A 23201-nucleotide genomic window follows, 5' to 3' on the forward strand; every position below is an offset into this window, starting at 1 on the left:
CTGCCTCCAAGGGTGTCGGGCCCCGGTTGAAGGCCGCCGGATAGGGGGGAATCGCCCGTTTGTAAAGGTGCAATCAGGCCGCGCGGTCAAGGCCCAGTCGCGCCCGGAGCGCAGGGGGAAGCTGGCGGGCGCAGGTGATCCGGGGCAGGGGCATCTCGGGGATGGGGCGGTCGTGGCCGTGGTGGCGCAGGTAGGCGTCATGGCCGTCGAACCGGTGCCGCCCGCCATAGTCGAGAAAGCTTTCGGCAGGGCAGCCTTCGGCCAGCAGGAGGCAATGGTCCACGAGCTCAAGGTGCCACAAGATGTAGCGTTCCGGCAGGTCCTGATACGCTATCTCGTGGATGGTGCGGCCATTCCCCAGCGCTTGGGCGGTGACCAGAAGGCCGTCGATGGCGATGGCGTGATCGGGGGTCACGACAAGATCGCGCGCGGGCCTGTCGGGACCGAGGCTGTGGGCGCGAAGGCGGATCGGCCTTGGCGTTCCGGGCAGGTTCAGGACCTCTTGCCGCCAGAGCCAGGTCACGGGGAGGGGAGGGCCAAGGGCCTGTAAAACAAGGTCTCCGGGGGCGAGTGTCTCGATCGGGCGGGGGCCGTCGGGCGTGGCGATCCGCGTGCCGGAGAGAAAGCAATTGGCAGCCCCCGGAAGCGGCATGAGGTAGCTTGTCGTCTCGCCCGAGGCGAGGGCCGCAGACCCCGCGATATTGTGGATAGGCTTGTTGTAGGGCACAGCATAGATGCCGCTGTTCTGGAAAATGCCATAGGCATGACCGTCGACCGAGATGTAGAAGCCGGTGAAATGGCCGGTGCGGAACGTATCCGATGCATCCATCTCGCCCAATGGTGCGGTGTCGATGACAGTTCCCGATTGCGACAGGTCATGGGCCGATGACCATGTGAGCCGCGTCGTGCCGGTTACGTTGACCCCGGACAGATTGACCCAATGGGTGGCTGTGAAATCTGCCAAGATCGCCTCTCGAAACGGCCCGGAGTGTTACGGGTCGGTTAATTTTCGGGGCAAAACCTTAAGGAGAGGTAAATTGGTGAACGGAACCTGAAGCGCGCTTGCCCAAGCGCCGAGGCAGGGGATGCGGGGGGTGTTTACGGGCCGCGCGCCGGGGGCTATCAGGCGGGGCGCAATCCGAGGAGAGGTTCAGCATGTCCGCCCATGGCGATCCCGTTCCGATGACCGCCCGCAAGGGCGCTGCCCTGAGGGGCGTGGCCGATGTGCCGGGCGACAAGTCGATCAGCCACCGGTCGCTGATCCTGGGTGCCATGGCGGTCGGCGAGACGGTGATCACCGGATTGCTGGAGGGGCAGGATGTGCTCGACACGGCGAAAGCGATGCGGGCCTTTGGCGCGGAAGTCAGCCGCGATGCGGACGGCACCTGGCATGTGCATGGCGTGGGCGTGGGCGGTTTCGCCGAGCCCGAGGACGTGATCGATTGCGGCAATTCGGGAACCGGCGTGCGGTTGATCATGGGCACGATGGCCACGACGCCGATGAGCGCGACATTCACCGGCGATGCCTCGCTCCGGTCGCGGCCGATGGCGCGGGTGACGGACCCGCTTGCGCTGTTCGGGGCGCGCGCCGTGGGGCGCAAGGGCGGGCGCTTGCCGATGACGATCACGGGGGCGGCGAACCCGGTGCCCGTGCGCTACAAGACGCCCGTCCCCTCGGCGCAGGTGAAATCGGCCGTGCTGCTGGCGGGGCTGAACGCGCCCGGGCAGACTGTGGTGATCGAGGCGGAGGCGACGCGCGATCATACCGAGCGGATGCTGGCGGGTTTCGGCGCGGAGATCACGACCGAGATCACGCAAGAGGGCCGGGTCATCACGCTGACCGGCCAGCCGGAGCTGAAACCCCAGACCATCGTGGTGCCGCGCGATCCAAGCTCGGCGGCCTTTCCGGTCTGTGCCGCGCTGATCGTCGAGGGCTCGGACGTGCTGGTGCCCAATATCGGCCTGAACCCGACGCGGGCGGGATTGTTCGAGACCCTGCGCGAGATGGGCGCCGATCTGACCTATGAGAACCTGCGCGAGGAAGGCGGCGAGCCGGTCGCCGATCTGCGGGCGCGCTATTCGCCCGATATGGAGGGGATCGAGGTGCCGCCCGAGCGCGCGGCCAGCATGATCGACGAATACCCGATCCTGTCGGTGGTCGCGGCCAATGCGCGGGGGGCGACGGTCATGCGCGGGGTCAAGGAATTGCGCGTCAAGGAAAGCGACCGGATCGACGCCATGGCCGTGGGCCTGCGCGCGGCGGGGATCGAGGTCGAGGAGGGCCCCGATTGGTGGATCGTCCATGGCAAGGGACCGGGCGGCATGGAGGGAGGCGTGACGGTGGCCACCCATCTGGATCACCGGATCGCGATGTCGTTCCTCTGCGCGGGGATGGCCGCGCGCCAGCCTGTCACGGTGGATGATGCGGGGCCGATCGCCACGTCATTCCCGGTCTTCGAGCCCCTGATGCGGGCCTTGGGGGCGCAGCTCGACCGGGTGAACCGGGCGGGATAGGGTCGGACGAATGGGGGCTCTGCCCCCGTCCCCTTCAGGGACTCCCCCGGGATATTTGTGAAACAGAGAAGATGACGAGGGTGATCGCGGTGTCGCAAAGCGCGGAAAACAGCTTCACGGTCGCCATCGACGGGCCGGCGGCTGCGGGCAAGGGCACCATCGGCCGGGCGGTGGCGGCGCATTTCGGCTTTGCGCATCTGGATACCGGGTTGCTCTACCGGGCGGTCGGGCGGCGGGTGCTGGCGGGCGAGGAGGCTGTGGCGGCGGCGCGCGCGCTGGAGCCCTCGGACATGGCCGAGCCCGAGGCGCTGCGCACGGCGGCCATTGCCGGGGCGGCGAGCGAGGTCGCGGTGATCCCCGAGGTGCGCGCGGCGCTGGTCGAGTTCCAGCGCGCTTTCGCGCGGCGGGCGGGCGGTGCGGTGCTGGACGGGCGCGACATCGGGACGGTGATCTGTCCCGAGGCGGAGGTGAAGCTTTTCGTGACGGCCAGCGCCGAGGTGCGCGCCGAGCGGCGCTGCCGCGAGTTGCAGGCCGCCGGTCACGCGACGGACCTGGCCACGGTTCTGGACGAGGTGCGCGCGCGGGACGCCCGAGATGCGGGCCGCAGCACCGCCCCGATGCGGGCGGCGGAGGATGCGGTCCTGCTCGACACGAGCGAGATGAGCGTCGAGGCGGCGGTGGCGGCGGCGATCGGGGTGGTAAGCGCGGCGCGCGAGGGCGGGCGGGGGCGGTGAGATGGTGCTGACCCCTTGCCTTGAGCGGGGCTTGGGGGTATGAGGCCCCCGTCAACACGGCGGGTCACGTCGGAAGCAGAGAGATCGGGCAGGGTCGGGTTTACCGGCCCTCTTTGTTTTCCGGACCGCCAGACCAACGATCATCCCAAGACCGGCGGAGACAACCGCACGGCCAGCAAAGCACCGAAAAGGAACACTGAACCGTATGTGCGCTAAAGCAACCATGGAGGAATTCGAAGCCCTCCTGAACGAAAGCTTCGAAATCGACACGCCCGACGAAGGGTCTGTCGTCAAGGGCAAGGTCATCGCCATCGAAGCGGGCCAGGCCATCATCGATGTCGGCTACAAGATGGAAGGCCGGATCGATCTGAAAGAATTCGCAAATCCCGGTGAGGCCCCCGAGATCGCCGTCGGCGACGAGGTCGAGGTCTACCTGCGCAACGTGGAAAACGCCCGTGGCGAGGCTGTGCTCAGCCGCGAGATGGCGCGCCGCGAAGCTGCCTGGGATCGTCTTGAAAAGGCCTATGCCGCCGAAGAGCGCGTCGACGGCGCGATCTTTGGCCGGGTCAAGGGCGGGTTCACCGTCGATCTGGGCGGTGCCGTGGCCTTCTTGCCCGGCAGCCAGGTCGATGTGCGCCCCGTGCGCGATGCGGGCCCGCTGATGGGTCTGAAGCAGCCCTTCCAGATCCTGAAGATGGACCGTCGTCGCGGCAATATCGTGGTGTCGCGCCGCGCGATCCTGGAAGAATCCCGCGCCGAGCAGCGCGCCGAGGTCATCGGCAAGCTGTCCGAAGGCGATATCGTGGACGGTGTGGTCAAGAACATCACCGAATACGGCGCCTTCGTCGATCTGGGCGGTGTGGACGGCCTTCTGCATGTCACCGACATGGCATGGCGCCGCGTGAACGACCCCAAGGAAGTCCTGTCGATCGGCGAGACGATCAAGGTGCAGGTCATCAAGGTCAACAAGGACACGCATCGCATCAGCCTGGGCATGAAGCAGCTGCAGGACGATCCGTGGGATGCCGTGGAAACGCGCTATCCGCTGGAATCGACCCATACGGGCCGCGTCACCAACATCACCGATTACGGCGCCTTCGTGGAGCTGGAGCCGGGGGTCGAGGGTCTCGTGCACGTGTCCGAAATGTCCTGGACCAAGAAGAACGTGCATCCCGGCAAGATCGTTTCGACGAGCCAGGAAGTCGAGGTCATGGTGCTTGAGATCGACTCCGCCAAGCGCCGCGTGTCGCTGGGCCTCAAGCAGACCATGCGCAACCCCTGGGAAGTCTTTGAAGAGACCCATCCCGTGGGCACCGTTGTCGAGGGCGAGGTCAAGAACATCACCGAATTCGGTCTGTTCGTGGGTCTCGAGAACGACATCGACGGCATGGTCCACCTGTCCGACCTGACCTGGGAAGGCCGGGGCGAGGATGTGATCGGCGATTACCGCAAGGGCGACATGGTCAAGGCCGTGGTCACCGAGGTCGACACCGAGAAGGAGCGTATCTCGCTCTCGATCAAGGCGGTCGAAGGCGACCCGCTGGCCGAGGTCATCGGCGGCGTGAAGCGCGGGTCCATCATCACGGTTGCGGTCACCGCGATCGAGGATGGCGGGATCGAGGTGGAATACGAAGGCATGAAGTCCTTCATCCGCCGCTCCGACCTGTCGCGTGACCGTGCCGAGCAGCGCCCCGAGCGTTTCGGCGTGGGCGACAAGGTGGACGTGCGCGTCACCAACATCGACGCCAAGACCCGCCGTCTGGGCCTGTCGATCAAGGCCCGCGAGATCGCCGAAGAGAAGGAAGCCGTGGAACAGTTCGGATCCTCGGATTCGGGCGCGTCGCTGGGCGACATCCTCGGCGCGGCGCTCAAGCGCGACGAGTGATCCCGCAGGGCCATCGGCCCGACCAGGATTGGAAGGGCCCCGCCAGACCGGCGGGGCCTTTTTCGTTGCGGGCCGAGATGTCGCACCCTGCCTGCGTTGCCGGCCCCCTTTCGCGGCTTACCTTCATTTCAGAAATTACTGAAATCTCTGCGCGAACAGGATTTTGGCCATGCGCCTGACACCACTCCAGCAGGAGTTCGTCCTGCATTTCGGGGAAATGGGCAGCCGGTGGGGCATCAACCGCACCGTGGGGCAGATCTATGCCCTGTTGTTCCTGTCGTCCCAGCCGCTGAACGCGGAAACGATCACCGAGGCCCTCGGGGTCAGCCGGTCGAACACCTCGATGGGGCTGAAGGAGCTGCAAAGCTGGAACCTTGTCCGGCTCAAGCATGTTCCGGGCGACCGGCGCGATTATTTCACCACGCCCGATGACCTGTGGGAGATCGTGCGCACGCTCGTGGCCGAGCGCAAGAAGCGCGAGATCGACCCCACGCTGAGCAAGCTGCGCGAGATGGAGATGCAGGGGCCCGCGGGCGACGATTACGCCGAGGCGCGCATCGCCGAATTGCGCGAGCTGATCGAGATGATGACCGGGTTCTACGCCGAGATGGAACGCCTCGAGACCGAGCGGCTGGTCAAGCTGATGACGCTGGGCGGCAAGATCGCGGGGCTGATCGACAAGACCGGCGGGCTGATCCCGTCGCTCACGAAACGCAAGTAGGGGACGAAAGACATGGAAACGCTCGACACCCTTCTTCTGAGCCGCATCCAGTTCGCGGCCAATATCTCCTTCCACATCCTGTTCCCGACGATCACCATCGCGCTGGGCTGGGTGCTGTTCTTTTTCCGGCTGCGTTTCGCGCAGACGGGCGACGAGAAATGGATGGCCGCCTACCGGTTCTGGGTGAAGATCTTTGCCCTGTCATTCGCCATGGGGGTGGTGTCGGGCATCACCATGTCCTTCCAGTTCGGCACCAATTGGCCGGGGTTCATGGAGACGGTGGGCAATATCGCGGGGCCGCTTCTGGCCTACGAGGTTCTGACGGCCTTTTTCCTCGAGGCGGTGTTCATCGGGATCATGCTCTTCGGCTTTTCCCGCGTGCCGGGCTGGCTGCACATGCTGGCCACGGGGCTTGTCGCCTTCGGCACGACCATGTCGGCCTTCTGGATCATCGTGCTGAATTCCTGGATGCACACGCCCCAGGGCTTCGAGATGATCGACGGGCAGGCCTTTGCCACCGATTGGTGGGCCATCATCTTCAACCCGTCGATGCCCTACCGCTTTGCCCATATGATGCTCGCAAGCTTCCTGACGGTGGGCTTCCTGATCGCGGGCGTGTCGGCCTTTCGCTGGATCCTGGGCGACCGCTCGCGCGAGGTGCGGGCGATGCTGAAGACCGGCGTCGCGATCGGCGCGCTGCTGATCCCGGTCCAGATCTTCATGGGCGATCTGCACGGTCTCAACACCAAGGAATACCAACCGGCCAAGGTCGCCGCGATGGAGGGTCTTTGGGACACGCAGCAAGGCGCGCCGCTCGTGCTCTTCGGCATCCCGGACGAGGAGGCGCGCACGAACCACATGGCGGTGGAAATTCCCGGCCTCGCCTCCTTCATCCTGACGCATCACTGGGATGGCGAGTTGACGGGGCTGAACGATTTCATCGCCGAGGATGGCACGGTGTTGCATCCGCCCGTGGCCCCGGTGTTCTGGTCCTTCCGCGTGATGGTGGGGACAGGATTGGCCATGCTGCTCCTCAGCTGGACGGCGGCCTGGTTCATGTGGCGCCGCCGCGCGCTGCACGAGGGGCGCATCGCGGGCCATTGGTTCGCGGTCGAGGGGCTGCCCAAGCCGCTGCTTTGGGCGCTCGTGCCCATGGCCTTCTCGGGCTGGGTCGCCACGCTGGCGGGCTGGTATACGACGGAAATCGGCCGCCAGCCCTGGCTGGTGCAGGGCGTGATGACGACCGAGATGGCGGTGGCCGATGTGCCCGCGCCGATGGTGATGGGCACGCTTGTCACCTATCTCGCGATCTACGCAGCGCTGCTCTTCGCCTATATCGGCGTCATCGCCTATCTCGCCCGCAAGGCGGCGAAGGGGGATGACGGGCAGGCCGATGACATGAGCCATTCCGGCAAGGCCGGGGTGATGGCCCTGAGCCCGGCGGAGTGAGCGCCATGTTGCCCGATTTCGCAAACCCCGCCGATTGGCTGCCCTGGGCCTTTGCCTCGCTCATGGGGCTGTCGATCCTGATCTACGTGGTGCTCGACGGGTTCGACCTGGGCGTCGGCATCCTGTTTCCGCTGGCCACACCGGCGGAACAGGACCGCATGATCGGGTCCATCGGCCCGTTCTGGGATGCCAACGAGACATGGCTCGTCCTGGCGGTGGGGCTGCTGCTTGTCGCCTTTCCGGCGGCGCATGGGATGATCCTGACGGCGCTTTACCTGCCGGTTTTCGTGATGCTCGTGGGGCTGATCCTGCGCGGTGTCGCCTTCGAATTCCGGGCCAAGGCGCGCGATCATCACAAACGGCTGTGGAACAGGTTCTTCTTTGTCGGGTCGCTGATGACGGCGCTGGCGCAGGGCTTCATGCTGGGCCTCTACATCATGGGGCTGGAGCAGTCGCCCGCGACCTATGCCTTTGGTGCGCTGACCGCGATCTTTCTGGCGGTGGGCTATTCCTTCATCGGCTCGGCCTGGCTGATCCACAAGACCGAAGGCGCCTTGCAGCTCAAATCGGTGCGCTGGGGGCGCGAAAGCCTCTGGGGGGTGATCCTCGGCATCGGGGCGGTGTCGCTGGCGACCCCGCTCGTCTCCCCCCGGATCTTCGACAAATGGCTCAGTTTCCCGGAGGTGATCTACCTCGCGCCCCTGCCGATCCTGTCGGGGCTGTTGATCCTGTGGCTCTGGCGGATGCTGCGGTCCATGCCCTATGCGGGCGATGCGCGGTCATGGCTGCCCTTTGCGGTGGCCACCTTGCTCTTCGCGCTGGCCTATCTGGGGATGGCCTACAGCTTCTATCCCTATGTCGTGCCCGACAGGCTGACGATCTACGAGGCGGCCTCGGCCCCCGAGAGCCTGTTCATCATCTTCGTGGGCGCCTGCATCGTGGTCCCAGTCATCGCGGGCTATTCCGTGCTCGCCTATACGATCTTTCGCGGCAAGGCGACGGAACTGCGCTACGACTGAGGGGCGGGGCCTGATCCGGCCCGCCCTTCATCTTTCCAGAAATATGCCGGGGGTCCGGGGGCAGAGCCCCCGCGGGTCGACGCGCAAGGCGCGGCGAAACCGGCTCAGAATTCGACGGTGACGCCGGGCAGGTTGAGCGCCCGCATCAGGTCGCGCAATTCCTGCCGCGCGGCGAGGTTCGAGATGTTGAGCCGGTCCACGCCCAATTCGCGCAGGTCCAAAAGCGTCATGCCGCTGGGGAACAATTCGCGAAAGATCACGCGCTCGGAAAAGCCCGGCGCGATGCGAAAGCCGATCCGGCTCGACAGCGCCTCGAGCGCGCGACCGACCTTGCGCTTGTTGTGCATCTGCTGGGTCGGCAGGCGGTTGCGCACGGCGATCCAGTCCATGGGCGCAAGGCCCGCGCGGGCGCGCAGCTGGCGGGCATGCCAGACCATCTCGGAATAGACGCTGGGGCCCTTGATCTCGTAGGTTTCGGGGTCGATCCGGGCCAGAAGGTCGAAATCGACGAAACTGTCGTTCATCGGCGTGATCAGCGTGTCGGCGAGGCTATGGGCGACCTGGCTCAGGCGCGTATGGCTGCCGGGGCAGTCGATGACGATGAAATCGCAGCGCGTCTCCAGGTCGGCGACGGCAGCCGACAGGCGTTTGTCGAGGATGTTCTCGCCTTCGGCGAGCGTCGCGGGGTCGATTTCGGGCAGGTCCTTGAGCTCGGGGGCGGCCAGGTCGAGGCCGCGGTTGGCGATCGTGGCGCGGCGGTTTTCCATGTAGCGCGCGAAACTGCGCTGGCGCAGGTCGAGATCGAGCCCCCCCACCACATGGCCCAGCCGCACGAGGGCCGTGGCGACATGCATGGCGGTCGTGGATTTCCCCGATCCGCCCTTTTCATTGCCCAAGACGATGATATGCGCCACTGCCCGTCCCCCGGTTACGGCCCAATATATGGATGCCCTCGTTCATCGGGGCGCGACTTGTAGTAAATATACGCGGATGCCGCTCGAAGGTTAAGCGCCAATCGCAAGTGTGGGGGCCAAGTATGGAGGCCTTGTGTGACAGACGCGAACGCCGCCCGTCTGGGGCGGCGTTGCGGGTCTTGCACCAGGCTCGCGCTTCGCTCAGAAGCCGAGGCCTTCGTATTTCTTCTTGAACTTCGACACGCGGCCGCCGGTGTCCATCAGGCGCTGGCCGCCACCGGTCCAGGCCGGGTGGACCGAGGGGTCGATGTCGAGCGACATGGTATCGCCTTCCTTGCCCCAGGTGGAGCGCATCTGGACGACGTCGCCGTTGGTCATCTTGACGTTGATGACGTGATAGTCGGGGTGGATGTCCTTTTTCATCACGTCGCTCCTTACGCGTTCGTGCCTTGCGGCTTGTAGGTTGTATCCTCGGAAATCCGGGCCGATTTGCCGCGACGGGCGCGCAGGTAGTAGAGCTTGGCGCGACGGACCTTGCCGCGGCGGACAACCTCGATCGAATCGATGTTGGTCGAATGCAGGGGGAACACGCGCTCCACGCCTTCGCCGAAGGAAATCTTGCGCACCGTGAAGGACGCGGCAATGCCCGAGCCGTTCTTTCGGCTGATGCAGACGCCTTCGTAGTTCTGGACGCGGGTGCGGGTGCCTTCGGTCACCTTGAAGCCGACGCGGATCGTGTCGCCGGCCTTGAAATCGGGAATGACCTTCCCGAGGGCGGCGATCTGTTCCGCCTCGATCTGTGCGATCAGGTTCATCTGATCCGCTCCTTCATGTCTGCCCACGGTTTGCCCGCGGAGGTCTGGTGGCCTGTCGCCGAGAGCTCTGATCTTCGACCGGGTCCGCCTGTTTCCGCTTTGCGGGGCGCCCGTCAGAGGTCGTCTGGCCGTTGCTTGTCGTCTTGATCCGTCATGGCTCGCGCGGAAGATCGCGCAAAACGGAAAGCAGCCGGGTGGTAAGCCCGGCGTGCCTGTGGGGGCGTATAGGCGCGGTTGGCACCGTGATCAAGCCCAAATCCCGGGTCAATCGCCCTTGGCTGCAAGGTGCGCGGCCCAAAGATCGGGGCGGCGTTCTTCGGTCAGGCGTTCGGATTGCGCGCGGCGCCATTTGGCGATTTCGCCGTGGTTGCCCGAGAGCAGCACATCGGGGATGTCGCGGCCCTGCCAGCTGCGGGGCTGGGTGTATTGGGGATGTTCCAGAAGACCGTCGGAAAAGCTTTCCTCCTCGGTCGAGGCGGCATTGCCCAAGACGCCGGGGATCAGGCGGACGGTGGCGTCGATCACGGCCTGTGCCGCGATCTCGCCCCCCGTCAGGACGAAATCGCCAAGGCTGATTTCCTCGAGCGCGAAGGCGTCGATGACGCGCTGGTCCACGCCTTCGAAGCGGCCACAGAGCAGCGTCATGCCATCGGCGGCGGCAAAGCGACGGGCGTCCGCTTGGGTGAAGGGTTTGCCGCGTGGCGAGAGATAGACGCGCGGCCAGCGGGCGGGATCGTCGGGCGTGCCGTTGGCGGCCATGGAGAGCGCGCGGCCCAGCACATCGGGTTTCATCACGAGACCCGCGCCGCCGCCTGCGGGCGTGTCATCGACCTGGCGGTGCTTGCCGGTGCCAAAGACGCGCAGGTCGATGGGGTCGAGCGCCCAGAGCCCCTGTTGCAGCGCCTTGCCGGTGAGAGACGCCCCCAGAACGCCGGGAAACACCTCGGGGAAGAGGGTCACGACACGGGCGCACCATGCGCCCTTGAGGCGGGGCGTGTCGCTCATCAATTCGCGCGGCTGCGCATTGGCCGAGATGGCGAGGCGTCCGTGGGACCTGGTGGGCGGTGTGGGCATGGCTTGGCCTTGCTGCCGGGGCGCGCGCGGCGCGGAAGGAAGATCAGTCGAAAAGCCCTTCGGGCGGGTCGATGATGACGCGGCGGGAGGCGAGATCGACGGTCGGCACGATGGCGCGGGTGAAGGGCACGAGGACCGAGCCCTTGAGGCCGGGGCCGCGCAATTCCAGCAGATCGCCCGCGCCATGGTTCAGCACGGCGGCGATCTTGCCCAGTTCGGCCCCGCCGGTGTCGAGCGCGGTCAGGCCCAGAAGATCGGCATGGTAGAATTCATCATCGGGCAGGGCAGGCAGGGCCGTGCGCGGCGCGTAAAGCCTTGTGCCGCGCAGGCCGTCGGCCTGTTCCTTGGTCAGGACGCCCGACAGCCGGGCGGCCAGCCCCTGCGACACGGGGCGGGTCAGCGTCACCTCGAAGGTGCGGCTGCCATCCTCGGTCGAGAGGGGGCCATAGGCGGCGATATCCGCCGCCTCGGCGCAGAAGCTTTTCAGCCGCACCTCGCCACGGACGCCGAAGGCGCCCGCGATGGCCCCGACACAGACCCGGTCGCTCATGACCGGGCCCGCATCGGGAGCATATGTCCAAGGCGCGACATGCGCGGGCCGATTACTCGGTCGCTTCTTCGGCCGGAGCTTCGGCCGGAGCGGCGGCAGCTTCGGCGGCTTTCGCGGCCTTGGCTTCCTTTTCGGCGGCGCGTTCCTTGGCTTTCTTGCCCGGCTCGGCCTTGTTGGGGTTGTTGCGGGTCTTCTTGGTCAGAAGGCCGGCTGCTTCGAGGAAGCGGGCGACGCGATCGGTGGGCTGTGCGCCTTGATCCAGCCAATGCTTCACGCGGTCGAGGTCCATCTTGATGCGGTCCTCGCTGTCCTTGGCCAGAAGCGGGTTGTAGGTGCCCAGCTTCTCGAGGAAGCGGCCGTCGCGGGGCATGCGGCTGTCGGTGGCGACGATGCGGTAGAAGGGACGCTTCTTGGTGCCGCCGCGGGCCAGTCGGATCTTCATTGCCATTGGGGTATCTCCTTGGATTGGCTGTTGTTTTGGTGGGTTTCACCCACCCTACGGGGTCTTGTGTGGTGGGTTGCACCCACCCTACGGGGTTGTGTTGGGTGGGTTTTACCCACCCTACGATTGGTGTTGTTCGTGGTGACGGATGACTTCGTCGATGACGAAGCGCAGGAACTTCTTGGCGAAGTCGGGGTCGAGGTCGGCCCGGATGGCCAGGTCTTCGAGCCGCGCGATCTGGGCCGCTTCACGGGCCGGATCGGACGGGGGAAGGTCGTGTTCGGCTTTCAGCTTGCCGACAGCCTGCGTGTGCTTGAAGCGCTCGCCCAGCGTGTAGACGAGGATCGCGTCAAGCCGGTCGATGCTTTCGCGATGCTCTTTCAACAGCGCGGCGGCGCGGGCAGTGGCGTCGGTCATGTCTTGTGCCTTTTGGGTCGTGTCGGTCATGCGGCCAGAACCTCGGCCGGGGCGGGGTGGCGCCAGACCTCGAGCGGTTCGTCGCGGTTGGGGCGGTCGGCGGCGGGGTCGAGCGTGCAGCCGAGCCGCTTGGCCAGCGCGATGGAGCGGGCGTTGCGGGTGTCGATGTAGCTGACGGCGGTGGGCCAGCCGAGATCGGCATAGGCATGGCGGCGGATCGTCAGAAGCGCCTCATGGGCGTAGCCCTTGCCCTCGGCCTCGGGCGTCCAGATGGACCAGCCCAATTCCGGCTCGGGCCAGTCGCTCGGCATCCAGGGACCGGCGGAGCCGATGGGCTGGCCGGTGGCGCGGTCTTGCAGCACGAAGGGGCCCCAGCCAAGCAGGTGCCAATGCCCGGTGATGATGGCGAGGGTGCGACAGGCCTGTCCCAGCGTCTTGTCCGCGCCGCCGCCGGTATAGCGGGCGCGGTCGGACATGACGAAGGGGGCAAAGGCCTCCAGATCGGATGCCATGGGCCCGCGCAGGATCAGGCGCTCGGTTTCCAGAGTCGGGGTATTGGCGAGATAGGCTCTCATGCGCGGTTGCCCCCATGGGTCGCAAAGCGACAAGCCACGCGGGCTTTGCCTGTGGGCAAGCCTGTGGAGCGGTCGCAGATGGGGAAGGGGTGCGGCATCACTTCTTTTTCCCGAAGCCCGACAGACCCGGGGGCAGGGCGCCGCCGCCCAGACCCGGCAGGCCGCCCATGCCCATGCGGCGGGCGGCTTCTTCCATCGCCTTGGGGTCCATGGAGGCGGGGTCCATCCCCTTGAGCGCGTCGGGCGCGCCCTTGCCCATCAGCGCGCCGAGGCCGCCGCGCAGGAGGCCCTTTTTGCCCATCTTGCCGAGCTTTTTCATCGCATCGGCCATCTGGCGGTGCATCTTGAGGAGCTTGTTGAGGTCGGACACGTCCTGACCCGCGCCGGCGGCTACGCGTTTCTTGCGGCTGGCCTGCATCAGGTCGGGGTTGGCGCGTTCCTTCTTGGTCATCGAGTTGATGAGCGCGATCTGGCGCTTGATGACCTTGTCGTCGAAGCCCGCATCGTCGAGCTGTTTTTGCATCTTGGCCATGCCGGGCATCATGGACATCATGCCCTGCATGCCGCCCATCTTCATCATCTGTTCGAGCTGGCTTTTGAGGTCGTTCATGTTGAACTGACCCTTCTGGAAGCGCTTCATCATGCGCTCGGCCTGTTCGGCCTCGAGCGTTTCCTGCGCGCGTTCCACAAGCGCCACGATGTCGCCCATGCCCAGGATGCGGCCCGCGATGCGCTGCGGTTCGAAGGTTTCGAGCGCGTCCATCTTTTCGCCCAGACCCACGAAGCGGATCGGCTTGCCGGTGATCGCGCGCATCGAGAGCGCCGCACCGCCGCGCCCGTCGCCATCCATCCGGGTCAGCACAACGCCGGTGATGCCGATGCGGCTGTCAAAGTTTTCGGCGGTGGTCACGGCATCCTGACCGGTCAGGCCGTCGACGACGAGCAGCGTTTCGCGGGGGTTGGCCACGTCACGGACGGCTTCGACCTGCGCCATCAGCTCTTCGTCGATCGACAGGCGACCGGCGGTGTCGAGGAGGTAGACATCGTAGCCGCCGAGCGAGGCTTGCGTTTTCGCGCGCTTGGCGATGGCGACGGGGTCTTCGCCCTTGACGATGGGGAGCGTATCGACGCCGATCTGGGTGCCGAGAATGGCGAGCTGTTCCATGGCCGCGGGGCGGTTCACGTCGAGCGAGGCCATCAGGACCTTTTTGCCCTCGCGCTCTTTCAGGCGCTTGGCGATCTTGGCGGTGGTGGTGGTCTTGCCGCCGCCCTGAAGGCCGACCATCAGGACGGGGGCGGGGGGATTGTCGATCTTGAGGCGGCCCGGATCCTCGTCGCCGGACAGGACGGCGATCAATTCGTCATGGACGATCTTGATGACCTGCTGACCGGGGGTGACGGATTTGGTGACGGCGGCGCCGGTCGCCTTTTTCTCGACGGCCTTGATGAAATCGCGCGCGACGGGTAGCGATACGTCGGCCTCGAGAAGCGCCACGCGCACCTCGCGCATGGCGGTGCGCACGTCATCCTCGGACAGCGCGCCCTGCTTGGTGAGGCGGTCGAAGACGCCGGAGAGGCGTTCTGACAGGTTCTCGAACATGGGCCTTGGCCCCTTTCATCAATCTCGGTCTGCCCCTTGAGGTAAGGAGCGGCCGGAGATGCGCCAAGCCCAAACGGCATTTGCCCCCGTGGGCGAAACCTCGCTGACGGGGGGCGATCCCATGATGAAACACGGGACCGGGAAGCTGGCGCTTTCCGGCTATTGGCGGGCGGGATAGGCGGATTCCCCCGCGCTGTCAATCGCGGCAGGGGTATCGCAGGCGAGCGTCAGGCTGTCGATGTCGCCGCCGAGCCGGTCGTAGCCCTGGGCGTGGAGAGCGAAGCTGCGCCGGAGCGCCATCGCATCCCATGCGGGCTGGTCGGTGGGCACAAGCGCCTCGGGCAGGCTGCCGGGCTGGCCATAGAGGCTGATCGTCATGGGACCGCGATAGGCGATGCCTGCGAAATCCATGCCGGTCACGTCGCGGGCATGGATGGCCAGAAGATCGGCCACCGGATTGCCCGAAGTGGTGACAAGCGCCCAGACCTCGCCCCGGATGTCGGGGCCGAGCTGCATCGCGCCCTGGGCCAGGTGGACCGCCGCCCCGCCTTCGCCGGGGAAGATCTGGCCGGTGAGGGCAAAGGTCGCGTCGCCCGACAGCATCGTGCCGGGGCGGGTGGTGCCGACGCCCTGTGTCACGGTGAGGGTGAAGTCGACATGGCAGGATGGGGCCGCCGCAAGCGCGGGGGCGAGGGGGAGAGCAAGGGCGAGGGTGCAGAGCAGGCGGTGCCACATGGGCAAGAGCCTAGCACGGGGGCAGGGCGCGCGCCAAAGACTGTCGGGCGGCGCGGTGAGGCGGGGCTCTTTGCCGGATCGCGGTCAGGGCGTGTCGTCGCTGTCCCAATCCGCCCGGGTGATGCCGAATTTGCGCATCCGGGAATAGAAGGTGGTTGCGGGAATGCCCATCAGCTCGGCGGCACCTGCGCGCCCGGACACCTTTCCGACGGTTTCGCGCAGGCAATCGATCAGGGCGCGGCGCATGTCGGCCTCGAGGTCGGCCTCGGTCCGGATCGTGCGGTTGGTCTGGCGCGACCGCGTGTCGGGTGTGCCGAGATCGACGATCAGCTTGCCCCCTTGCGACACGATCACGGCGCGTTCGATCACGTTGCGCAATTCGCGGACATTGCCCGGCCAGTCGTATCCCATCAGCCGTTCCATCACGTTCTGGGTGATCACGGGCGGCTTGCGGTTCATCCGTTTGGCGGCAAGGCCCAGAAGATGCGCGGCAAGGGCGGGGATATCCTCGCGTTTTTCGCGCAGGGGGTGGCAGAAGACCGGAAAGACGTTGAGCCAGAGGTTCAGATCCTCGCGCAGGCGGCCTGCCGCGACCTCGCGGTCGAGCGGTTTGGTCGAGGCGGCGATCACGCGCACATCGAGGCTGCGGCCGCGCGTGTCGCCAAGGCGTGTGACCTCGCGCTCTTGCAGGGCGCGCAGCAACTGGCCCTGAACCTCGGGCGGCAATTCCTCTACGTCATCGAGAAAGAGGGTGCCGCCATGGGCCAGTTCCAGCTTGCCGGGTTTGTCCCGCAACGCGCCGGGATAGGCGCCCCGGATCTGGCCGAACAATTCCGCCTCCATCGCGCCGGGGGCGACGGAGCCGCAGCGCACATGGATCAGGGGACGCCTGCGCCGGGGGCTGGCGTTGTGGATCGCATGGGCCACAAGCGCCTTGCCGGTGCCCGCCTCGCCCGAGATGAGGACGGTCGCATCCGTGCCCGCCACCAATTCGACGCGCATGAGCAATTGGCGGACCGCCTGCGAGGTTCCGATGATGTCATGATGGGCGCGTTCGGTGGTGATCGCCTCCTGGAGGTAGGCGTTTTCCTGTTCGAGGCGGTCGCGCAGGCTGGCAATCTCGGCCAAAGCGTCGTGGAGGCGTTTCTCGTTTTCCTTGCGCTCGGTGATGTCGCGAAAGATCACGACGGCGCCGGCCAGCACCTGTTGGTCGTAGATCGGGGTGGAGACGTATTCGACCCGGATCGGGCACCCGTCCTTGCGCCAGAACACCTCGTCCTCGATCCGGTTCACCTGTTCGAAGCGGAAGGAGCGGTAGATCGGGCAATCATGGGAATGGTAGATCTCGCCGTCGATATGGTGGTGGTGGATCATGTCGTGGATCGGCTTGCCCAAGAGATCCTCGGTCGTCCAGCCCAGCATTTCCTGGGCGGCGCGGTTGACGAAGGTGGTCTTGCCCTCGGCGTTGACGCCGTAGATGCCTTCGCCCGCCGCGTTGAGGATCAGCTGGTTCTGGTGTTCCAGTTCGGCAAAGAAATCATGGGCGCGTTTCCATTCCTCGATGCCCGCACGATGCAGGCGCACGGTTTCCACCATCTGCGCGCGGCGTTCCAGCTCGTCGAGGTCGAGCAGCATCACGAAGACATGGGTATCGGCCGCGCGGATGCGGCGGGCGCGCAATTCGCAGGGCAGGGGGTGGCCGTCGACGAGCAGGTCCGCGTCGCGTGTCCAGGCCTCGCCGCGGTGGTCCACCTCTTCGATGAAGACGATGAAGCGGGGGAGCGCGGGACCCAGCCAGGCGGAGAACACCGCGCCCGGTTCCGCGCCCGCGCCGAGCATCCGGCGGGCGGCGGCATTCAGCGTGGTGATGCGGTCGGTGGCGGTGTCGAGCACCAGTGCCGCCTCGGGCACGGTGGCGACCAGCGAATCGAATGTGAGCGGCGTGTCGAGCATGGCCGAAGTGTAGTGCTGCAACGCGGCAGGGCATCACGATATTTCGTAAATTACGAAAATTCGTGATATTTGCAGATGATGCGATCTATCTAACCATTGGAAATAAATGGAAATTCATAAAATGCCTAAATGTTAGGCACATGCTTTTCCCTTGGGCGATCGGCTTTCATGATGGGGACAGACATTCAACACAGGGGATGAGCCATGTCCGTCAAGAGCCTTGGGAACCCGTTCTCAGACAAGACCGATCTTCGCCATGGTGCCGATTGCGGTTGCGATGGTTGCGCGGCCCATGCGCAGGCCGAAGCTTCCCGCGCCGTCACCACGATGTCCGCCGAGCAGATGGTCGAACGGGCCATCGAAAGCGCCGTGGTGCGGTCTGTTTTCGGCCATAACGACATCCAGCGCCGCGCCTTCATGGGGATGCTGGGCGGCGGCACCTTTGCCTCGATCCTGGCTTCGGTCTTTCCGATGGATGCGGCCAAGGCCGCGATCCTTGACAATCTCGGGCCGCCGGAAAAGCCGGACCTGAACATCGGTTTCGTGCCGATCACCTGCGCCACGCCGATCATCATGGCCCAGCCCATGGGGTTCTACGAGCGCTACGGCCTGAATGCGCAGGTCATCAAGACCGCCGGTTGGGCCGTGGCGCGCGACAAGTCGCTGTCGGGGGAATATGACGCGTCCCACATGCTGACGCCCATGCCCTTGGCGATGACGCTCGGCGCGGGGTCGGTCGCGGCGCCTTACATCATGCCGGCGGTCGAGAACGTCAACGGGCAGGCCATCGTCCTGCACAATGACCACCTCGACAAGCGCGACCCGAGCCAGTGGCGCGGCATGACATTCGGCGTGCCCTTCGAATATTCGATGCACAATTTCCTGCTGCGCTACTACGTGGCGGAATTCGGGCTGGACCCCGATACCGACATCCAGATCCGCGTCGTGCCCCCGCCCGAGATGGTGGCGAACCTCCGGGCCGGGAACCTGGACGGGTTCCTGTCGCCCGACCCGTTCAACCAGCGCGCGGTCTGGGAAGGGATCGGGTTCATCCACCTGCTGACCAAGGACATCTGGGAAGGGCATCCGTGCTGCGCCTTTGCCGCGCCCCTGTCCTTTGCGACGGAGCTGCCCAACACCTATGGCGCGCTGTTGAAGGCGATCATCGACGCGACGCAATATGCCAGCGATCCGGCCAACCGCGAGGAGATCTCGGCCGCCATCGCGCCGGAGAATTACCTCAACCAGCCGGTCGAGGTGATCCAGCAGGTTCTGACCGGCACCTTTGCCGATGGTCTGGGCAATGTGCAGCGCGTGCCCGACCGGATCGATTTCGACCCGTTCCCGTGGCATTCCATGGGCGTCTGGATCCTGACGCAGATGCGCCGCTGGGGCTATATCGAGAACGACATCGATTACCGCGCGGTGGCCGAGCAGGTCTACCTTGCGTCGGATGCGCGGCGGATCATGGAAGATCTGGGCTACGAGGCCCCGACCGAGACCTATCGGACCCATACGATCATGGGCAAGACCTTCGATCCGGCGGATCCGGTGGGCTATATCGACAGCTTCGCGATCCGGCGGACCTGAGCCATGGCAAGCCTCAGCATCAACCAGCGTGGCGCGCTTTTGTCCGTGGTGATCCTGGTCGTCGGCCTCCTGTTCTGGGAGGCCGCGATCCCGCCGCAGCAATTGGCGACCGAGATGACGGAATACGAACGGCTGATGGGGGGCGGCGCACCGCGTGCCGCCATCCCGCCGCCCTCCGACATCCTGGCCAAGGCCTGGGAGGAATTGTCGAACCCGTTCTACGATGCAGGCCCCAACGACAAGGGCATCGGCATCCAGATCGGCTATTCGATCTACCGCGTGCTGTCGGGCTACCTGCTGGCGGCGGCGGTGGCGATCCCGCTGGGGTTCCTGATCGGCATGTCGCCCGTGGCCTATCGCGCGCTCAACCCGTTCATCCAGGTGCTGCGCCCGATTTCGCCCTTGGCCTGGATGCCGCTTGCGCTGTTCGTCATCCGCGACAGCGAGGCGAGCGCGATTTTCGTCATCTTCATCTGTTCGATCTGGCCCATGCTGCTCAACACCGCCTTTGGCGTGGCGGGCGTGCGAAAGGATTGGGTCAACGTGGCGCGAACCCATGAGCTGGGCGCCTTGCGCACGGCATTCCAGGTCATCTTGCCTGCTGCCGCCCCCACCATCGTCACGGGGATGCGGATTTCCATCGGGATTGCATGGCTTGTGATCGTGGCGGCCGAGATGCTCGTGGGGGGAACCGGCATCGGCTATTACGTCTGGAACGAGTGGAACAATCTCGACCTTACGTCGGTGATCTTCTCGATCCTCATGATCGGCATTGTCGGCATGGCCCTGGATAGCGCCTTTGGCGCGCTCCAGCGGGTCGTGGCCTACGCGGAATAAGGAGGACAGGACCCATGGCAAAACCCTTTCTCAGCGTGGAACGCCTGACCCAGACCTACCCGGATGCCGCGGGCGGTCAGACGACGGTGTTCGAGAATGCCAGCTTCGGGATCGAGCGGGGGGAATTCGTCTGCATCCTCGGTCATTCCGGCTGCGGCAAGTCGACGATCATGAACATTCTTGCCGGTCTCGCCTCGCCCACATCGGGGGTGGTGACGATGGACGGGGCCGAGGTATCGGGCCCGTCGCTGGACCGGGGCGTGGTGTTCCAGAACTATTCGCTTCTGCCCTGGCTGTCGGCGTTGAAAAACGTCTCCTTCGGGGTGCAGGCGCGGCACAAGGATTGGTCCAAGGCCGAGGTGGAGGCGCATTCGCGCAAATACCTGGCGATGGTGGGGCTGGAGGGCGACGTGGTTCTGCGCAAGCCCAGCCAGTTGTCGGGGGGCATGCGGCAGCGCGTGTCCATCGCGCGCGCCTTTGCCAACCAGCCCAAGCTCTTGCTGCTGGACGAACCCTTCGGGGCGCTGGATGCGCTGACGCGGGGCACGATCCAGGAGGAATTGCTCAAGGTCTGGAGCCAGACGGAACAGACGGTGTTCATGATCACCCATGACATCGACGAGGCGATCCTGTTGGCCGACCGCATCTTGTTGATGACGAACGGCCCCTATGCCCGCGTCGCCGAAAGCGTCGAGATCACGATCCCGCGTCCGCGTAACCGGACCGAGATCATCGAGCATCCGAACTATTACCCGATCCGCAACCACCTGGTGCAGTTCCTCGGGCAGCGGTCCAAGGCGCTGTCCGGCCAGCCTTCGGGCGGCGAGACGCAATCGCCCGAGACCGTCGTGATCGACAAGACAAAGCCCGCCGGCGACCCCGAACCCGAGGCCCGGCTGCGCGCCGTCAACGAGTGACGCCGCCCCATTCGCAAGAGGAGAGACAGCGATGAAAGACACGTTCGAACGCCCCGTCATGATGACCATGGAAGACGTGACCGTCATGATCCTGTCGGCCAAGAAACAGGCCGGCCTGACCTGGGAAGGCATTGCCGACAGCATCGGCATGTCGCCCGTCTGGACCCATTCGGCCTGCATGGGGATGAATGCCTTTCCCAAGGACAAGGCCGAGCTTCTGGTGGCCAAAATGGGCCTGCCGCAAGAGGCGGTTTCCGTCATGACCGAGCCGCCCACCAAGGTCTGGTCGCAGGCCGTGCCGACCGATCCCTGCATCTACCGCCTCTATGAGATCGTCGGCGTCTACGGGCCGACCATCAAGGCGCTGATCGAGGAGAAATTCGGTGTGGGCATCATGTCGGCCATCGATTTCGACATGCAGATCACCCGCGTGGAAAACCCCAAGGGCGACCGGGTGAAGCTGGAAATGTCGGGCAAGTTCCTGGGCTACAACAGCTGGTAGGCGCACCCGATCCGGTGCCCGAACCCCCAAAAGACGATCGGCGGGCCATGGCCCGCCGATTGCCGTTTCAGCGTGGCGCTCAGTCCATGGCGCTCAGGCCATGGTCGTTCCGAGCCAGAGCGTCAGGGCCGGAAAGGCCAGCAAGAGCAAGAGCCGCACGAGGTCGACACCGACGAAGGGCACAAGCCCCCGGAAGATGCGGGCGACCGGCACATCGGGCAAGACCGCTTTCAGGACAAAGACATTCATCCCCACGGGCGGCGTGATCAGCGCGATTTCCGTGACCACGATGACAAGGATGCCGAACCACACGAGATCGAAGCCCTGGGCCACCACGATGGGCGCGAAGAGCGGCACGAAGATCAGGATGATCGCCATCGAATCCATCACGCAGCCCAGCACGAGAAACACCGCAAGGATCACGAGGATCAGCGCCATCCCCTCAAGCCCCGTCGCCTCGACCAGGCCCAGGACACCGGCGGCAAGACCGGACAGCGTGAGCAGCTTGGACAGCATCAGCGCACCGAACAGCACCGTATAGAGCGAGATCGAGGTATAGGCCGTGTCCACGATGACCCGGCGCAGCATCCGCCATGACATCCGTCCGCCGATCACCGCCACGACAAGCGCGAGGCCCGCGCCCATCCCGGCGGCTTCGGTGGGCGTGAAGAGCTTGGCGTAGAGCCCCCCGATGATCAGCCCGAAGATCAAGAGGAAGGGCCAGACGCCCGCCAGCGACCGCCAGCGTTCGGACCAGCCGCTTGCCGCGCCCTGCGGGGCCTCGGACGGATTGCGCGCGGCGATGAGCCGGATCACCACCAGGTAGAGCGCAAGCCCGATCAGCCCCGGCACGACACCCGCGACGAAGAGATCGCCGATATTGGTCTGGGTCAGGATGCCGTAGACCACCATGATGATCGACGGCGGGATCAGGATGCCCAGAGTGCCGCCCGCCGCGATCGTGCCAGCCGCCAGCGATTGCGAATAGCCGTAGCGCTTCATGCTGGGATAGGCGACCTTGGCCATGGTGGCGGCTGTCGCGTAGCTCGAGCCGCAGACCGCCGAAAAGCCCGCGCAGGACATCATGGTCGAGAGCGCCAGCCCGCCCCGCACATGGCCGACAAAGGCATGGGCGGCGCGGAACAGGTCCTGTGCGATGCCGGTCTTGGCGATGATGTTGCCCATCAGGATGAACATCGGCACCACGGCCAGATCGTAGTTCAGCACCGCATCCGAAATCGTGAAGGGCAGGAGTTGAAAGGCGACGTTCCAGTTCACCGCGAAGCCGATGCCCGCCACCGACACTGCCTGCAGGGCAAAGCCCAGGGGAACGCGCAGAAAGGCCAGCAGGATCGCCGCGGCCATGGATATCGTTCCGACGATCACAGCGGATCCTCCTCGTGATTGTCCGCGGGGTCGACCATCGGTCCGGTGATGGCGATGGCGGCTGCGGCAAGGGCGGAGAGGGCGAAGCTTGCCCCGATGAAGAGGTAGAGCGGCCCGCGCGGCAGGCGCAGCGCCTGGCTCACCTCGGAGATGCGGGCGGCATTGAGGCCGTGGCGCAAGAAGAGCCAGGCCAGAAGGCACAGGATGCCCACCACCAAGAGGGCGATCAGCGCCCGCCACCAGCCCATCCAGGCCTGGCCGATCAGCCGGTCGAACAGGTCGATGGTCAGATGCGCGCCCGCGACCGTCACCAGCGGCAGGCCGCAAAAGACCACGAGCGCCATCAGATGTTCGGTGATGTCATGTGCGCCGTAGATCGGGGCGCCGAAGAGGCGGCGGCCGATGACATCGGCAAAGGTCAGCACGACCATGGACATCAGGACGATGGCCATGACCGTCTCGACCGCGCGCCGCAGCGCCCAGGCGGTTGAAAGCATGTGGGTATCCTCCCCCGAAAGCGGGACGGGGATGGACCCGTCCCTTTGCGGCCCGATGCCTTGGAGCGCGGCGCG

24 protein-coding genes are annotated in these 23201 nt (G+C 65.6%); 10 read left to right on the top strand and 14 right to left on the bottom strand.

The annotated features are described in order from the left end of the window. Positions 1 to 73: 73 nt before the first annotated feature. Positions 74 to 964 carry a Hint domain-containing protein gene (locus tag AABA51_RS02025; protein WP_338273915.1) on the bottom strand — a complete coding sequence of 297 codons (891 nt, stop codon included), beginning with the start codon at positions 962 to 964 and terminating at the stop codon, positions 74 to 76. A gap of 191 nt (positions 965 to 1155) precedes the next feature. On the opposite strand from AABA51_RS02025, the gene aroA reads away from it, so the two are divergent. The 6 genes from aroA to AABA51_RS02055 all read left to right on the top strand — a co-directional run bounded on the left by aroA (position 1156) and on the right by AABA51_RS02055 (position 8322). Then, positions 1156 to 2514, top strand: coding sequence for a 3-phosphoshikimate 1-carboxyvinyltransferase (aroA, locus tag AABA51_RS02030; protein WP_338273917.1), 1359 nt, complete (start codon positions 1156 to 1158; stop codon positions 2512 to 2514). 71 nt (positions 2515 to 2585) lie between these two features. Further along, positions 2586 to 3248, top strand: coding sequence for a d(CMP) kinase (locus AABA51_RS02035; protein WP_338273919.1), 663 nt, complete (start codon positions 2586 to 2588; stop codon positions 3246 to 3248). Between the two features lie 205 nt (positions 3249 to 3453). Next, complete coding sequence (rpsA, locus tag AABA51_RS02040) at positions 3454 to 5133, top strand: 30S ribosomal protein S1 (protein ID WP_338273921.1); 1680 nt, start codon at positions 3454 to 3456, stop codon at positions 5131 to 5133. 169 nt (positions 5134 to 5302) lie between these two features. Next, positions 5303 to 5854, top strand: coding sequence for a GbsR/MarR family transcriptional regulator (locus tag AABA51_RS02045; RefSeq protein ID WP_338273923.1), 552 nt, complete (start codon positions 5303 to 5305; stop codon positions 5852 to 5854). Positions 5855 to 5866: 12 nt separating this feature from the next. Next, on the top strand, positions 5867 to 7303 hold the full coding sequence (locus tag AABA51_RS02050; protein ID WP_338273925.1) for a cytochrome ubiquinol oxidase subunit I: 1437 nt from the start codon (positions 5867 to 5869) through the stop codon (positions 7301 to 7303). A gap of 5 nt (positions 7304 to 7308) precedes the next feature. Beyond that, positions 7309 to 8322: a cytochrome d ubiquinol oxidase subunit II gene (locus AABA51_RS02055; RefSeq protein WP_338273927.1), complete on the top strand. Its 1014-nt coding sequence runs from the start codon at positions 7309 to 7311 to the stop codon at positions 8320 to 8322. Between the two features lie 104 nt (positions 8323 to 8426). On the opposite strand, the gene AABA51_RS02060 is transcribed toward AABA51_RS02055, so the two are convergent. From AABA51_RS02060 to AABA51_RS02110, 11 genes are all read right to left on the bottom strand, one after another. Beyond that, the gene (locus AABA51_RS02060; RefSeq protein WP_338273928.1) at positions 8427 to 9236 is read right to left on the bottom strand and encodes a division plane positioning ATPase MipZ; all 810 of its coding nucleotides are present in this window, start codon (positions 9234 to 9236) and stop codon (positions 8427 to 8429) included. 201 nt (positions 9237 to 9437) lie between these two features. Beyond that, complete coding sequence (gene rpmE, locus AABA51_RS02065; protein ID WP_277824499.1) at positions 9438 to 9659, bottom strand: 50S ribosomal protein L31; 222 nt, start codon at positions 9657 to 9659, stop codon at positions 9438 to 9440. Positions 9660 to 9670: 11 nt separating this feature from the next. Continuing rightward, the gene (gene rplS / locus AABA51_RS02070) at positions 9671 to 10051 is read right to left on the bottom strand and encodes a 50S ribosomal protein L19 (protein WP_338273931.1); all 381 of its coding nucleotides are present in this window, start codon (positions 10049 to 10051) and stop codon (positions 9671 to 9673) included. 264 nt (positions 10052 to 10315) lie between these two features. Continuing rightward, positions 10316 to 11125, bottom strand: a complete 810-nt coding sequence (trmD, locus tag AABA51_RS02075; protein ID WP_338273933.1) for a tRNA (guanosine(37)-N1)-methyltransferase TrmD — start codon at positions 11123 to 11125, stop codon at positions 10316 to 10318. A gap of 43 nt (positions 11126 to 11168) precedes the next feature. Beyond that, positions 11169 to 11675 carry a ribosome maturation factor RimM gene (gene rimM, locus AABA51_RS02080; protein ID WP_338273936.1) on the bottom strand — a complete coding sequence of 169 codons (507 nt, stop codon included), beginning with the start codon at positions 11673 to 11675 and terminating at the stop codon, positions 11169 to 11171. Between the two features lie 52 nt (positions 11676 to 11727). Further along, positions 11728 to 12123 carry a 30S ribosomal protein S16 gene (rpsP, locus tag AABA51_RS02085; RefSeq protein ID WP_277824491.1) on the bottom strand — a complete coding sequence of 132 codons (396 nt, stop codon included), beginning with the start codon at positions 12121 to 12123 and terminating at the stop codon, positions 11728 to 11730. A gap of 114 nt (positions 12124 to 12237) precedes the next feature. Next, on the bottom strand, positions 12238 to 12534 hold the full coding sequence (locus tag AABA51_RS02090) for a chorismate mutase (protein ID WP_338276386.1): 297 nt from the start codon (positions 12532 to 12534) through the stop codon (positions 12238 to 12240). A 26-nt stretch (positions 12535 to 12560) separates the two neighbouring features. Further along, positions 12561 to 13109: a GNAT family N-acetyltransferase gene (locus AABA51_RS02095; protein ID WP_338273938.1), complete on the bottom strand. Its 549-nt coding sequence runs from the start codon at positions 13107 to 13109 to the stop codon at positions 12561 to 12563. A gap of 97 nt (positions 13110 to 13206) precedes the next feature. Beyond that, positions 13207 to 14709 carry a signal recognition particle protein gene (ffh, locus tag AABA51_RS02100; RefSeq protein WP_338273940.1) on the bottom strand — a complete coding sequence of 501 codons (1503 nt, stop codon included), beginning with the start codon at positions 14707 to 14709 and terminating at the stop codon, positions 13207 to 13209. 159 nt (positions 14710 to 14868) lie between these two features. After that, a complete protein-coding gene (locus AABA51_RS02105) occupies positions 14869 to 15444 on the bottom strand; it encodes a hypothetical protein (RefSeq protein ID WP_338273942.1) in 576 nt (191 codons plus the stop codon). Positions 15445 to 15528: 84 nt separating this feature from the next. Then, positions 15529 to 17397, bottom strand: coding sequence for a sigma 54-interacting transcriptional regulator (locus tag AABA51_RS02110; protein WP_338273944.1), 1869 nt, complete (start codon positions 17395 to 17397; stop codon positions 15529 to 15531). A 204-nt stretch (positions 17398 to 17601) separates the two neighbouring features. Here AABA51_RS02110 and AABA51_RS02115 point away from each other — a divergent pair, with 204 nt between their 5' ends. The 4 genes from AABA51_RS02115 to cynS are packed head-to-tail and all read left to right on the top strand — an operon-like array spanning position 17602 to position 21243. After that, entirely contained in the window at positions 17602 to 18987 is a 1386-nt protein-coding gene (locus AABA51_RS02115; RefSeq protein WP_338273946.1) for a CmpA/NrtA family ABC transporter substrate-binding protein, read from the top strand. A gap of 3 nt (positions 18988 to 18990) precedes the next feature. Continuing rightward, entirely contained in the window at positions 18991 to 19824 is an 834-nt protein-coding gene (gene ntrB / locus AABA51_RS02120; protein WP_338273948.1) for a nitrate ABC transporter permease, read from the top strand. A 14-nt stretch (positions 19825 to 19838) separates the two neighbouring features. Continuing rightward, positions 19839 to 20741 (top strand): ABC transporter ATP-binding protein, encoded by a 903-nt coding sequence (locus AABA51_RS02125; protein ID WP_338273950.1) that lies wholly within the window; start codon positions 19839 to 19841, stop codon positions 20739 to 20741. A gap of 31 nt (positions 20742 to 20772) precedes the next feature. Then, entirely contained in the window at positions 20773 to 21243 is a 471-nt protein-coding gene (gene cynS, locus AABA51_RS02130) for a cyanase (RefSeq protein WP_338273952.1), read from the top strand. Between the two features lie 93 nt (positions 21244 to 21336). On the opposite strand, the gene AABA51_RS02135 is transcribed toward cynS, so the two are convergent. Together AABA51_RS02135 and AABA51_RS02140 are read right to left on the bottom strand one after the other, a co-directional pair. Next, positions 21337 to 22629, bottom strand: a complete 1293-nt coding sequence (locus tag AABA51_RS02135; RefSeq protein ID WP_338273955.1) for a TRAP transporter large permease — start codon at positions 22627 to 22629, stop codon at positions 21337 to 21339. Beyond that, complete coding sequence (locus AABA51_RS02140; protein ID WP_338273957.1) at positions 22626 to 23126, bottom strand: TRAP transporter small permease; 501 nt, start codon at positions 23124 to 23126, stop codon at positions 22626 to 22628. The genes AABA51_RS02135 and AABA51_RS02140 overlap by 4 nt, the downstream gene beginning before the upstream one ends. Between the last annotated feature and the right edge of the window lie 75 nt (positions 23127 to 23201).

Origin of the sequence: Roseicyclus marinus (assembly GCF_036322625.1) — a bacterium.
In the GTDB taxonomy this organism is placed as follows: Bacteria; Pseudomonadota; Alphaproteobacteria; order Rhodobacterales; family Rhodobacteraceae; genus Roseicyclus; species Roseicyclus marinus_A.